11 protein-coding genes and 1 pseudogene are annotated in these 12,910 nt (G+C 61.6%); 7 read left to right on the forward strand and 5 right to left on the reverse strand.

The annotated features are described in order from the left end of the window. From ACFC3J_RS19000 to ACFC3J_RS19025, 6 genes are all read left to right on the forward strand, one after another. The coding region (locus ACFC3J_RS19000) for an electron transfer flavoprotein-ubiquinone oxidoreductase (protein ID WP_375197637.1) at positions 1-1,081 on the forward strand (1,081 nt) is incomplete at its 5' end. Between the two features lie 25 nt (positions 1,082-1,106). Further along, complete coding sequence (locus ACFC3J_RS19005) at positions 1,107-2,723, forward strand: tetratricopeptide repeat protein (RefSeq protein WP_375197638.1); 1,617 nt, start codon at positions 1,107-1,109, stop codon at positions 2,721-2,723. Beyond that, positions 2,710-3,609: a 4-(cytidine 5'-diphospho)-2-C-methyl-D-erythritol kinase gene (locus ACFC3J_RS19010; protein WP_375197639.1), complete on the forward strand. Its 900-nt coding sequence runs from the start codon at positions 2,710-2,712 to the stop codon at positions 3,607-3,609. Before ACFC3J_RS19005 ends, ACFC3J_RS19010 begins: the two co-directional genes overlap by 14 nt. Further along, positions 3,606-4,322, forward strand: coding sequence for an N-formylglutamate amidohydrolase (locus tag ACFC3J_RS19015; protein WP_375197640.1), 717 nt, complete (start codon positions 3,606-3,608; stop codon positions 4,320-4,322). The genes ACFC3J_RS19010 and ACFC3J_RS19015 overlap by 4 nt, the downstream gene beginning before the upstream one ends. Positions 4,323-4,659: 337 nt before the next feature. Beyond that, on the forward strand, positions 4,660-6,057 hold the full coding sequence (locus tag ACFC3J_RS19020; protein WP_375197641.1) for an NAD(P)H-hydrate dehydratase: 1,398 nt from the start codon (positions 4,660-4,662) through the stop codon (positions 6,055-6,057). Then, entirely contained in the window at positions 6,054-7,268 is a 1,215-nt protein-coding gene (locus tag ACFC3J_RS19025) for a class I SAM-dependent RNA methyltransferase (protein WP_375197642.1), read from the forward strand. The genes ACFC3J_RS19020 and ACFC3J_RS19025 overlap by 4 nt, the downstream gene beginning before the upstream one ends. Positions 7,269-7,434: 166 nt before the next feature. On the opposite strand, the gene ACFC3J_RS19030 is transcribed toward ACFC3J_RS19025, so the two are convergent. The 4 genes from ACFC3J_RS19030 to ACFC3J_RS19045 form a co-directional block, all read right to left on the reverse strand. Further along, entirely contained in the window at positions 7,435-8,628 is a 1,194-nt protein-coding gene (locus ACFC3J_RS19030) for a type III PLP-dependent enzyme (RefSeq protein WP_375197643.1), read from the reverse strand. Positions 8,629-8,776: 148 nt separating this feature from the next. Further along, positions 8,777-9,949, reverse strand: coding sequence for a carboxynorspermidine decarboxylase (locus ACFC3J_RS19035; RefSeq protein ID WP_375197644.1), 1,173 nt, complete (start codon positions 9,947-9,949; stop codon positions 8,777-8,779). A gap of 103 nt (positions 9,950-10,052) precedes the next feature. Continuing rightward, complete coding sequence (locus tag ACFC3J_RS19040) at positions 10,053-11,258, reverse strand: saccharopine dehydrogenase family protein (protein WP_375197645.1); 1,206 nt, start codon at positions 11,256-11,258, stop codon at positions 10,053-10,055. An 83-nt stretch (positions 11,259-11,341) separates the two neighbouring features. Then, positions 11,342-11,692, reverse strand: coding sequence for a GFA family protein (locus ACFC3J_RS19045; RefSeq protein WP_375197646.1), 351 nt, complete (start codon positions 11,690-11,692; stop codon positions 11,342-11,344). Between the two features lie 75 nt (positions 11,693-11,767). Here ACFC3J_RS19045 and ACFC3J_RS19050 point away from each other — a divergent pair, with 75 nt between their 5' ends. Next, on the forward strand, positions 11,768-12,436 hold the full coding sequence (locus ACFC3J_RS19050) for a hypothetical protein (RefSeq protein ID WP_375197647.1): 669 nt from the start codon (positions 11,768-11,770) through the stop codon (positions 12,434-12,436). Positions 12,437-12,451: 15 nt separating this feature from the next. Here the strand turns inward: ACFC3J_RS19050 and ACFC3J_RS19055 are convergent. Further along, a pseudogene (locus ACFC3J_RS19055) lies at positions 12,452-12,910 on the reverse strand (ATP-dependent DNA ligase); the annotation flags it as partial.

Below are 12,910 nucleotides of genomic sequence, written 5' to 3' on the forward strand. Positions count from 1 at the left end.
TGGTCATCTGACCAAGATTCTGAAGCGCCAGTTCGCGCTCGATGCAGATTGCGAGCCGCAGGTCTATGGCATCGGCATGAAGGAATTGTGGGACATCGATCCCGCCAAGCACAAGCCGGGGCTGGTCATCCATACCCAGGGCTGGCCGCTCAGCGACGCCTATGGCGGGGGCTTCCTCTATCATCAGGCCAATGGACAGGTAGCGTTGGGCTTCGTAGTGGGTCTTGGCTACAGCAATCCCTATCTCTACCCGTTTGAGGAGTTCCAGCGCTGGAAGCAGCATCCGGAAATCCGCAGATATCTGGAGGGCGGCCGCCGCGTCTCCTATGGCGCGCGCGCTATCAACGAGGGTGGCTGGCAATCGATCCCGAAGCTGGCCTTCCCTGGCGGTGCGCTGATCGGCTGTTCGGCGGGCTTCGTGAACGTGCCCCGCATCAAGGGCACGCACACCGCGATGAAATCCGGCATGCTGGCGGCCGACGCCGCGTTCGAGGCGATCCGACAGGAGCGCGCAAGCGATGTACTGGACGATTATGAGACCAGCCTGCGGTCGAGCTGGATCGCGACCGAACTGCAACTGGTGAAGAATGCCGAGCCGTTGCTGGCGAAGTTCGGCAACACGATCGGCACGCTTCTGGCGGGCATCGATATGTGGATGCGCACGCTGAAGATCGGGCTGCCCTTCACGATGAAGCACAAGCCCGATTGCGAAAAGCTCTGGCGCAAGGACGTCAGCAAGAAGATCGACTATCCCAAGCCTGACGGCGTGATCAGCTTTGATCGCCTCTCTTCGGTATTCCTCAGCAACACCAATCATGAGGAGGATCAGCCGGTCCATTTGCAGCTTAAGGATCCATCGGTTCCGATCAGCTACAACCTTCCCCTTTATGACGAACCGGCGCAGCGTTATTGTCCCGCAGGCGTCTATGAAGTGGTCGGGCTGGACGAGGGCAATCCCCGCTTCCAGATCAACGCGCAGAACTGCGTCCACTGCAAGACCTGCGACATCAAGGACCCGACCCAGAATATCAATTGGGTCGTGCCCGAAGGCGGTGGAGGGCCGAACTATCCCAACATGTAAGCGTCTGTTCATTGCAACGCTGCTGATGCTGCCTGCCGCGGCAGGCGCATCGGTAGACGCGACTGGCGCGTTGCATGCTTACATGCGAGGGCGTCTCGCCGATGGCGACGGGACGCCCAGTCTGGCGCTCAGCAGTTATCGCCATGCCATGGAACAGGATCCGGCGAGTCTGGAAGTTGCCCGGCGTTCCTATTTTCAGGCGCTGATCAGCGGCGATATGGCTCTGGCGCTGCGGTCGGCAGTCGTTCTCGAAAAAGGCGAACGGCTGCCGCGCGACGGCACCTTGCTTTATATCTGCGATGCGTTGAACCGGAAGGATTGGGCGGGTGCCAGACTCTCGGTTGACCGCATGGTTGCCGAGGGCAATTTCGCCTTTCTCGCTCCGATCATACGGAGCTGGATTTCCTTGGGCGAAGGACGTTACGCGCCGCCTGAGATCAATCCGGATGACCGCTTCGCATCGCTAGCCCGGCGCTATCTGGATGAACATCAGGCATTTCAGGCCCTGGCCCTTGGCGATCTGACCAGCGCTCAACCCGCCATTCAGCGGGCGCTCGCCCTGCAGACTACCGATATGGCGAATTTGAGGCTGCTATTTGCCGGGCAGTTGGCGGCTCAGGGGGCGAAAGCCGATGCGTTGACGCTCCTGCCGAAGAATGAGGCCAATTTCGCGCAGGCCCGGATCGGCATATTGCGCAACAAATCGCTCTCCATTGAAGGCAGGCCGTTCACGGCGGCTCAGGGCTTTGCGCGTCTTTTGACGCGCCTTGCGGCAGACATTTCCACCGACAGCAGCACCGGATCGTTGGGCATCCGACTGGTACGCATCGCCGGCTTCACTGATCCGGATGGTCCAGCCAGCCATATCGTTGCGGCGGATCTCCTTACCCGATCGGGCTATGCCGCCTACGGCGTGGAGGAAGCGAGCCGCGTACCCGCCGCCGGCGGATATGGTGCGCTGGCGCAGGGCGAACTGGTGGAAGCGCTGGCGTCCTCGGGCAGGCGGCCCGAAGCGATTGCCCGAGCGCGCGCACTGGCTTCCGCGCCTGATGCAGAGCCGGAGCGATTCGTACGGCTTGGACGGCTATTGGCCGAGGAGAAGGATTATGCTGCCGCTGCGGACGCCTTTCGCGCCGCGCAGGCCCGCTTTCCCGGCGATGCCGTCCCATGGGCGCTGCTGCTGTTCGAAGGCAGCGCATTGGAGCAGGGTGCGCGCTGGACCGAGGCGCGGGCCGTTCTGGAGCGGGCAGCAAAGCTCGCGCCGGACGAGGCGACGGTCCTCAACTATCTGGGCTATGCGCAGATCGAGCGGCGGCAGAATATGGACGCCGCGCTGCAGTTGCTGAAGCGTGCCAGCGCGCTGAAGCCGCAGGACGCATCCATCACCGATTCGCTGGGCTGGGCGCAATATGTGACCGGCGACCTCGATGCAGCCGTGCCGATGCTGGAACGCGCAGCGGCTGGAGCGCCCGCTGACGCGACCATCAATGAGCATCTTGGCGATGCGCTCTGGGCCGTGGGACGGCGATATGAAGCGCGCTACGCCTGGCGGGCAGCCGCTGCCGTGGCCGACGGCGCGGCGGCCGAACGCCTTGCCGCCAAGACGAAAGAGGGGATGAAACCCGAATATGCCGCACGTTGACGCGGAAATGGCTGCTCCGATTGCGATGGGAGCCGGAGGATTGGTGGAAACCGCCTATGCCAAGGTCAACCTGGCCCTGCATGTCCGTCATCGGCGGGCCGACGGTTATCACGCGTTGGAGAGCCTGTTCGTTTTTGCCGAGCATGGCGATCTGGTTTCCGGACATAGTCGGCAGGACGGGGTGCTCGACCTGCAACTGCAGGGGCCGTTCGGTCCGGCGCTGGATAGCGGGGGGGACAATCTGGTCCTGAAAGCGGCGCGTGCCTTGCAGGCATTTATCGGAGAGGAGCGGGGCGCCTCGCTTGTGCTGACGAAATATCTGCCGGTGGCGTCCGGCATTGGCGGCGGGTCCGCAGATGCCGCTGCAGTCTTGCGGTTGCTGACGCGGTTATGGAATGTGGCGATCGGGCAGGCGGCGCTGGGCCGGATCGCCCTCTCGGTTGGGTCGGATGTGCCGGCCTGCCTTTCCAGCGTGACGCAGATGGTGCAGGGACGGGGAGAATTGCTGGAACGACGCACCGTCGAGGGACTGGATGGCGCGCCGATGCTGCTCGTCAATCCCGGATTGGGCGTATCGACCGCCCGCGTCTTTGCCGGCTGGGATCAGGTGGACAGGGGACCGCTGGACGCAAGGAACATGGAACAGCTGATCATCGATGGACGCAATGATCTGGAGGCCGCAGCCATCATTGAGGCGCCGGTCGTCGCCGAAGTGCTGGCGGTGCTGAAATCCTGCGCCGGGGTTCGCATGACGCGCATGTCAGGGTCGGGCGCAACATGCTTCGCGCTGTTTGATACGGAAAGCCATCGGGCCAGCGCAGCGGTGGCGGTTCGGGGCGCTCATCCGGGTTGGTGGGTTGCGGAAACGAGGATCAGGGCCGCATGAACGAGGCATTTTCCGAAGTCGACGGCGGTGATCTGGACGTGCTGATCATTGCCGATCATGCCTCCGCTCATGTTCCGGATGATGTTGATCTGGGCATAGACCCGGCGCTGCTCGACAATCATATCGCCGTCGATATCGGCGTCGCCCAAGTAAGCCGCCTGCTCGCGCATCAATTGGGTTGCAAGGCGATCCTGGGCGGCGTTTCCCGCCTTGTGATTGATCTAAACCGGGAAGATGACGCGCCCGGACTGTTGCCGGTGATGAGCGACGGCCACGCCATTCCCGGCAATCGCCATGCGGACCTCGCCGGACGGATGATCCGTTTCCATCATCCCTATCATCATCATGTGGGGAGGCTGCTGGACGGCATGGGATCGCCTTTCATCCTCTCGGTCCATAGTTTTACCCCCCGGCTCGCGAGCGACCCCGAGCAGCTCCGTCCCTGGGATATCGGTATTCTGTATAATGAGGATGACCGCGCCGCACGCATCGCCATTCCGCTGTTGGAAGAGGCCGGTCTGAAAGTTGGCGACCAGCTCCCCTATTCGGGCAAAATGTTGAACGCCACGATGAACCGGCATGCGGAAGGCAATGGCATCCCCTATCTTGGCGTTGAGATGCGGCAGGATCTGGTCGGAGACGCTGCGGGGCAGAAGCGCTTCGCGGACATACTGGGTCCTATCGTTGTGGAATGCCGCGACAGGCTTGCCTGATGACCCGAATTGCGTCCCTGATCGGCGTCCTTTCCTGCCTTATGCTTATGGGCTGCGATCAGGCTGCGGACATTGCCGAGGCGAGGATAGAATGCGCCGTTGGCCCGGATGCGGTATGGGCCGCAACTTGCCTCATGGAGCGGCAGGGCGCCCTTTTGACCCTGCGCCATGCTGATGGTGGTTTCCGGCGCTTTCGGATGGTAAGCGATGGGCGCGGCGTTCTGCCCGCTGACGGGGCCGAGGATGCCGTCATCCGGATTATCGGCAAGGACCGGATAGAACTGACCGTAGGAAACGATCATTATCGCCTGCCGGCCATATTCAGTCAGGGACCAAGATGAATAAGAGCAGCGTGATCCTGACCGGAGCCGAAATGCGCGCGGCTGAACAGGCCGTCTTTGCCTCCGGCGTGTCCGAATATGAGCTGATGGAACGGGCGGGCGCGGCGGCGGCTGAAATCATATGGCGAGCGGGCGGCAAACGCGACCTGCTCATCCTGTGCGGTCCCGGTAACAATGGCGGCGATGGCTTTGTTATTGCGCGCATGTTGCGAGCGCGGGGTGTTCCGGTTCGCGTCGCGGCTTCGGGCGAAAGCCGGACGCCTTCCAGCCTCAAAGCCCGCGCCGCATGGGCAGGCGGGATCGAGGATGTGATGAACGCCGCCCCTGCCTCCCAGATCGTAGACGCCCTGTTTGGCACGGGACTGTCGCGAGGTCTGGATGGGAAACTGGCGGAACGGCTTTGTTCCCTGACCGGGAGTGCGGGCTTCAGCTATGCGTTGGACTTGCCCAGCGGTGTCGCCACCGACAGCGGGGCGTTACTTTCATCGATACCCTCTTTTGGCGTCTGTATCGCACTGGGTTCGCTGAAGCCTGCCCATGTGCTGCAACCCGCTGCGGCTCAGTGGCAGCGGCTCATCTGTGCCGATATCGGCATCGACGGCGCAATGTCGACGGTTCACCGGCTGGAACCGCCGCATCTGGCGGAACCGGGACCATCCGCTCACAAGTATAGGCGGGGCCTCGTCGCTGTGGTGGGCGGCGAAATGGCTGGCGCGAGCATGTTGGCCAGCCATGCGGCGGCCCGGTCAGGCGCGGGCATGGTGCGCAGACTGGCGCAGGACGTTGCGATCGGTGGGATGGACGCCATCGTCACGCAGCAGGCCACCACCGGCACGGATGTCGCAAAGGCGCTGAGTGATCCTCGGATCGGAGCGGTTCTGGCGGGGCCGGGGTTGGGCCGGAACCATCACGCGCTTGACAGGCTGGAGGCGGCCATCGCGCACCCGCACCCGCTGGTGCTCGATGCGGATGCGCTGATTCTGCTGGCCGATAGGGGACCGGCCGCCATTCCGCCGGCCGCCATCATCACGCCGCATGAAGGCGAATTCGTCCGTCTGTTCGGTGACCTGCCCGGCAGTAAGATCGATCAGGCGCTGGCCGCGGCACGGCAGACCAAGGCGATCCTGGTCTACAAGGGCAACGACAGTGTGATCGCCGCGCCGGATGGGCGGGTTGCCGTTTCTTCAGGCAGTTCGAGCTGGCTTTCGACAGCGGGAACCGGCGATATTCTGGCCGGCCTGGTTGCCGGAAGGCTGGCCGCGACTGGCGATGGGTTCCGAGCTGCCTGCGAGGCGCTCTGGCTGCATGGGGAGGCGGCGCGGCGGGCCGGAGCGGCATTTGTTGCGGATGATTTGCTTGCGCGCCTGCCAGCGGCTATCGCCTCGCGCCTGTGACTGACACCGATACCGACATTATCGTCCGCATCGCCGCCAAGGGCGATGGCGTGACCGGCAAGGGCCGCCACTTTCCGCTGACTGCGCCGGGTGACCGGATCGCAGCCGATGGAGTGATTCTGCGCGGACCGCACCATGTGGATGCGCCCTGCCGCCATTTTCCAAGCTGCGGCGGATGCGAATTGCAGCATATCGATGACGCCAGCTATGCCGATTTTGTCACGGCGCGGGTGACTGGCGCTTTGGCGGGACAGGGTGTCGTGCCCGATCATGTCCTGCCGCCGCATATCTCCCCGCCGCACAGTCGGCGCAGGGCGTCGCTCAGGGCCAGTCGGCAGGGACGGAAAGTTGTCATCGGCTTCGCCGAAGCGGGGAGCCATGCGCTGATCGATCTCGCCATGTGCGAGGTGCTGGACCCGCGCCTCTTCGCGTTGCTGGCGCCGTTGCGCGCGCTTTGCGCAATCATCCTGCCGGACCGGCGGGCGGCCCATGTCCGAATGTCCCTTACGGATCAGGGAGTCGACCTGCTGCTCGAAGGGGTCCGGGTGGACGGGCTTGCCGCTGACGAGGCATTGCTGGCCTTTTCACAGGATCATAAGCTGGCGCGGTTGACAATCGATGAAGGCGAGGGGGCGCAGACGAGATGGGAGCCGGAATCGGTTACCGTCAGCTTCGGCGGTGCGCCTGTTGCCTTCCCGCCCTTTTCGTTTCTTCAGGCGACGCCAGATGGCGAAGCGGCACTGGTGGGCGCCGCCTTGAGCGCCCTGCCGCCGGAGGGAGCCGTTGCCGATCTGTTCTGCGGGCTTGGGACTTTCGCGCTGGCTCTGGGGGAGCGGCGGCCGGTCTATGCAGCGGAAGCGGCGCGTCATCTTGTGCTGTCGTTGAAGTCGGCGGCCAATCGCGCGCAGCGGCGGATGGTGGTGGAACATCGGGATCTGTTCCGGCGACCGCTGACTCCAGAAGAACTTAATCGCTTTGGCGCCGTCGTCATCGATCCGCCTCGGGCGGGAGCGAGGGAACAGGTCATGCAACTGGCAGCCTCGACCGTTCCGGTCATCGCCTATATTTCCTGCAATCCGGCCAGTTTCGCCCGTGATGCCGCGCATCTGACTGGCGACGGCTATCGGCTGGACAGCGTGCGGCCAGTGGGTCAATTCCGTTGGTCGACCCATGTGGAGCTGGTGGGAATATTCCGGCGCGGACAGAATTAGAGCATCGTGCGGAAAAGTGGGGACCGGCTTTCCACTTAAACGCATGTCACAATAAACCTTGCAGCGCGCGACCTGCGTCTGATTTACTCCAGCGCGCTCCAGCCCCCCGCCGCGGGGGAGCGCGGCGAGGGACCATGCATCTTTTCCCTAGGGGGTGCCTAGGCGTCTACCCCAGTTTGATGACAGTTGCACGACGGCGGGCCGGAACCGGCTCGGCGTAGAGGCTGGCCATCGGCTCGTCCTCCACCTCGACCACCGCTTCCGACGTGAAACCGTTGAAACCGGTGCGCATCGCCGCGCCATAGGCACCCAGCATGCCGATCTCGATATAATCGCCCGCCTGCACGTCTTCCGGAAGCATGAAGGGGCCAACCATATGGTCCATGTCGTCGCACGTCGGGCCGTAGAAGGAGAAGCCGGTCAGTTCCGCCTCGCTCTCTTCTTCGCGCAGCAGGGCCACAGGGAAGCGCCAGCCAATATGTGCCGCATCGAACAGCGCGCCATAGGCGCCGTCATTGATGTAGAGTTCAGTGCCGCGACGGCGCTCGACGCGCACGACGACCGAGCTGTATTCAGCCGACAAGGCGCGGCCGGGCTCGCACCACAGTTCCGCCGAATAGCTGATCGGCAGGCTTTCGAAACCGCGATGAATAGCATCGAAATAGGCCTCGAGCGCAGGCGGTTCCATACCGGGATAGACCGACGGGAAGCCACCGCCGACATCGATGATGTCGACCGTGACCGACGCGTCGACGATCGCGGCGCGGACGCGCTCGATGGCATCGCTATAGGCTTGCGGACTCATCGCCTGGCTGCCGACATGGAAGCAGATCCCCAGCGCATCGGCGGCCTGACGGGTCGCCATCAGCAGTTCGCGGGTTTCGCCCAGTTCGGCGCCGAACTTCGAAGCGAGGCTGAGTTCCGAATGTTCGGACGACACGCGCAGCCGCACGCACAGCTCAAGATCAGTCGCATTGTCGCAAGCGCGCAGGATCTTTTCCAGCTCGTCCATCGTGTCGAGCGAGAAGGTGCGCACGCCATGCACATGATAAGCCTCTGCGATTGCTTCCTCGGCCTTGACCGGGTGCATGAAGCAAAGCTTCGCCTGACCTTCGAGCGTGTCCGCGACCAGACGCACTTCCGCGATGGACGCCACGTCGAAATGCGTGATGCCCGACGCGAACAGCGTACGGATCAGATCGGGAGACGGATTCGCCTTGACCGCGTACAGCGAACGTCCCGGAAACTTCTCAGAGAAGAATCGGGCGGCGCGGGCCGCAGCCTGCGGACGAACAAGCGTTACCGGTGCTGCCGGTTTGAGGGCGGTCGCTACCCCCAGCGCGCTATGATGCTTGTGCAACTCAAGGGACCTCCAGTGTAGTCGTTGGCAATCAAGCTGCCTTGCGGTGGAAGTCCCATGGGGCAGCGGAAGGGCGATATATGCTGAGGGGTCCCCCCTGTAAAGCGCATGTGTAAATTTTGTTGCGCGGTCAGCTACGAAATGTGCGTCAGGAGAGACGGGACTTGAAATCCTCGTAGGAAAACTGGCGGATTTGCTTGAGTTCGTCGGTTTCCGAGTTCCACAGCCAGATGGCGGGCAGGGGCACGCCGTTGAATGTGTTGGTCTTTACCATCGAATAATGGGCCTGATCGAGGAAGGCGATCCGCCGTCCCGGAGTCGCGCCGCCGGGGACCCGGTAGTCTCCGATAATGTCTCCCGCGAGGCAGGAGGGACCACCGAGTCGGGTGGGCTGGCCTTCGCTTTCCTCATGCAGCATGGCGGGGCGGTAGGGCGCCTCGATGACGTCGGGCATGTGGCAGGTTGCCGAAATGTCGGTAATCGCGACCGGCATGCCATTGTCGATGACGTCGAGGATTTCGCCGATAAGGATGCCTGCGTCGAGCGCCATGGCTTCGCCGGGCTCGATGTAAAGTTCGAGGCCTGTTTCCGCCTTGATGCGTTGAAGGAAGGCGATGAGGTCGTCGATCTGATAGTCGGCGCGGGTGACATGATGGCCGCCGCCGAAATTGAGCCATTTGAGGCCGCCGACATGGGGCATGACGCGCGATTCAATCGCGGCCCAAGTCCGTGCGAGCGGCAGAAAATCCTGTTCGCAGAGATTGTGGACGTGGAGGCCGTCGACGCCATCGAGATGTTCTGGGCGCAACTGGTCAATCGGGAAACCCAGCCGGCTGTGCGGCTGCGAGGGGTCGTATTTGGGCACCTCGCCCTCCGCATGGAGCGGGTTTATGCGCAGGCCGATGTCAAAGTTCACACCGTTCCTGCGCGCCTCTTCGATGACGGGCTTCATGCGCGCGATCTGGCCGGGGCTGTTGAAGATGACATGATCGGAAATCTTCAGGATTTCCGCCAGATCTTCGGGCTTGTAGGCGGCGCAATAGGTCGCGACTTCACCGCCATATTCCTCGCGGCCGAGGCGGGCTTCGTAGATGCCGGAGGCGCAGACGCCGTCCAGATATTCCGCGACGACAGGGCCAAGCGACCACATGGAGAAGGCCTTGAGCGCGCCCAGCACCCGGATGCCCGCCCGGTCGCGAATGTTCCGCAGGACCGACAGGTTGCGGCGCACGGCGGCCTCGTCCACCACGAAGGCGGGCGAGGGGACGCGGTTCAGGTCGAAATGCGCGAAGGCGGCGGGATCGCCGGCTTTGGTTTCCATGGGTTCATCCACGCCGCCCCGAGCCTGTTGAGGTGCGGCTTACTTTGAAGAAAAGTAAGGGGCTTTGACAGGCTCAGCCCGACGGCGTCAGGAACGAAGCTTTTTAGAAATCCAGCGGAGCGGCCAGTTCCTTCACCTGCCAGGGCAGGCCGTGCCTGTTCAGCATGTCCATGAAGGGATCGGGATCGAACTGTTCGATATTGAACACGCCTTCGCCCTTCCAGGCGCCCGTCAGCATCATGGCGGCGCCGATCATCGCCGGGACGCCGGTGGTGTAGCTGACCGCCTGATTGCCGGTTTCGGCATAGGCGTCCTCATGGTCGCAGACATTGTAGACATAGACGGTCTTCTTCTGCCCGTCCTTCTCGCCGGTCGCGATGTCGCCGATGTTGGTTTTGCCCCTGGTCGTTGAGCCAAGGCTCGACGGTTCGGGCAGAACGGCCTTGAGGAACTGGAGCGGGATGATCTCCTGACCGTTGTAAATGACCGGATCGATCCGGGTCATGCCGACATTCTGGAGCACTTCGAGATGCTTCAGATAAGCGTCGCCAAAGGTCATCCAGAAACGGATGCGCTTGATTTCCGGGTAGAATTTGGCAAGCGATTCCAGTTCCTCATGATACATGAGGTACATGTTCTTTTCGCCCACCTGATCGAAATCGAAAACCTGCTTGTGCTTGAGCGCGGGGCCTTCAACCCACTTGCCGCCTTCCCAGTGACGCGATGGGGCGGTGACTTCGCGGATGTTGATTTCCGGGTTGAAGTTGGTGGCGAAATGCTGGCCATGGTCGCCGCCGTTGCAATCCAGAATGTCGAGCGTGTCGATGCGGTCGAGCAGATGCTTCCTGATGTAGCTGGCGAAGACGCTGGTCACGCCGGGGTCGAAGCCCGAACCCAGCAGGGCCATGATGCCCGCTTCCTTGAACCGATCCTGATAGGCCCATTGCCAGCTATATTCGAACTTCGCCGTGTCGCGTGGTTCGTAATTGGCGGTGTCGAGATAATCGACTTTGGTCGCGAGGCAGGCGTCCATGATCGCCAGGTCCTGATAGGGCAGGGCCAGGTTCACGACCAGTTTCGGCTGGACCTTTTCGATCAGGGCGATCGTCTCCTCGACATTGTCGGCGTCGACCTGCGCCACGTCGATGGTGACGCCGGTGCGCGCCTTCACCGATTCGGCCACCTTCTCGCAGCTGACGATGCGGCGGCTGGCGAGCGTGATATGGCTGAAAATGTCACTGTTCATCGCCATTTTGTGAACCGCGACAGAACCCACGCCGCCCGCGCCAATGACCAGAACCTTGCTCAATTCGACTGCTCCATAGCTGTGCCGCGCCTGACGCGGGAAAGCGCCCATATAGGGACTGTGCGTGACAGCGCAAAGTCAGTCTGTCAGAAGCTGGCACCGTCGACTTTTTGGATGGCGAGCGCATCGAGATCGACGGAGGGCACGCAACGCAGGTTGATGGCCTGCATGGCCGAGCCGTCCGGGCCTTTGCCTTCCGCAAAAGCTTCTGTCCCGCAGATGCTGCAAAACTGGTGCGTGATCCTGTGTTTGTAGAATTGATAGTCGGTCAGCCGGTCCGCGCCGCTGTCGAGGGTGAACTGCTCTGCGGGCACGAAGGTCAGCAGGAAGCCCTTGCGGCGGCAATGGGAGCAGTTGCAGGTCATGGCTTGGGTTGGCGCATCGGCGGCTACGGTGAAGGTGACGGCCCCGCAATGGCAGCTTCCGGTGTAGGGCATGGGGCTCTCCTTTTGATTTTGTCACATTACGGATGTCGACTAGAAAGGAAAGCATCAATCCCTATGTGAAGTCATATGAACGGCATCGAATCTTTTCACGGATTAGTTTGGCATCTCGAATGTATGGACCTGTCAGCAGAGGCGATTGAAAATTTTCGTCCTCCCGCTGATCCTTTTCAAATGCGGATGCACTACTCCCTTTATTTGACCAACCTGATGTCGGTGATAGATATGGCCAGAGAATGGTGCGGCGAGCCTTTTGACAAGGCCCTTTTGGAAAACTTAAGTATTCCTGAATTTTCTGGAGAGGCTATTGTTGGATATTTACGAGAACTTAGAAATGGTGTTGTTCACAGAGGAATAGATCCCACCGCTGGTGGAACTGAAGCAAATGGTATCGTTTGGGCGGTAGCTCCAACGGAGGTGAAAAATCGGAAAGGCGATAAGATTTTCTTAGCACCAACTTTATTGCTTCGAGATTTGTTCACCCATTGCGAATTAAGAGTAAAACCGATTGTCGAGCGATTTATCCAGCCACTTGCGAAAAAATTTGGTAACACAACACCGGAAGCGATGTTGGCAAGCATATGCGATACCATGGAAATGTTTCCACATGTGCCCGATTGGGCAAAGAAAATGGCTCGGAAACACATTACACCTGAAATTTTGGACGCCGCCCAAATCCATCAGGCTGGAAAGCTAAACGAATTACTTAAACCTAGGCCGCAGCAAAACGTTGGCTGAGTGTGAGGATGTGGGCTAACTCACCAACCGCCTCAACCCCGCCACCGTATCCGCCTCATGCGCAGGCTTGTCCCTGCGTATCCGCGCGATCCGAGGAAAGCGCATCGCCAGCCCCGATTTATGCCGCTTGCTCTCATGGATGCTGTCGAACGCCACTTCCAGAACCAGCGACTTTTCCACTTCGCGCACGGGGCCGAAGCGGTTCACCGTATTACCGCGCACGAAGCGGTCGAGCCATTTCAGTTCCTCGTCGGTGAAGCCGCTATAGGCCTTGCCGACGGGCAATAGCTCGCCATCCTCCGTCCAGCAGCCGAAGGTGTAGTCCGAATAGAAGGACGAGCGTTTGCCGTGGCCGCGCTGGGCGTACATCATCACGCAGTCGGCGGTCAGCGGATCACGTTTCCATTTGTACCAGAGCGCCGCCTTGCGCCCCGCGACATAGGGGCTGTCGCGGCGCTTGAGCATCACGCCTTC

The organism is Sphingobium sp. (assembly GCF_041987595.1).
Taxonomy (GTDB): Bacteria; Pseudomonadota; Alphaproteobacteria; order Sphingomonadales; family Sphingomonadaceae; genus Sphingobium.

What these genes read in the sequence shown, in the direction of transcription:
- ACFC3J_RS19005 (WP_375197638.1), top strand. Translation starts at nt 1,107, where the DNA reads ATGCTGCCTGCCGCGGCAGGCGCATCGGTAGACGCGACTGGCGCGTTG.
- ACFC3J_RS19010 (WP_375197639.1), top strand. Translation starts at nt 2,710, where the DNA reads ATGCCGCACGTTGACGCGGAAATGGCTGCTCCGATTGCGATGGGAGCC.
- ACFC3J_RS19015 (WP_375197640.1), top strand. Translation starts at nt 3,606, where the DNA reads ATGAACGAGGCATTTTCCGAAGTCGACGGCGGTGATCTGGACGTGCTG.
- ACFC3J_RS19020 (WP_375197641.1), top strand. Translation starts at nt 4,660, where the DNA reads ATGAATAAGAGCAGCGTGATCCTGACCGGAGCCGAAATGCGCGCGGCT.
- ACFC3J_RS19035 (WP_375197644.1), bottom strand. Translation starts at nt 9,949, where the DNA reads ATGGAAACCAAAGCCGGCGATCCCGCCGCCTTCGCGCATTTCGACCTG.
- ACFC3J_RS19045 (WP_375197646.1), bottom strand. Translation starts at nt 11,692, where the DNA reads ATGCCCTACACCGGAAGCTGCCATTGCGGGGCCGTCACCTTCACCGTA.
- ACFC3J_RS19050 (WP_375197647.1), top strand. Translation starts at nt 11,768, where the DNA reads ATGAACGGCATCGAATCTTTTCACGGATTAGTTTGGCATCTCGAATGT.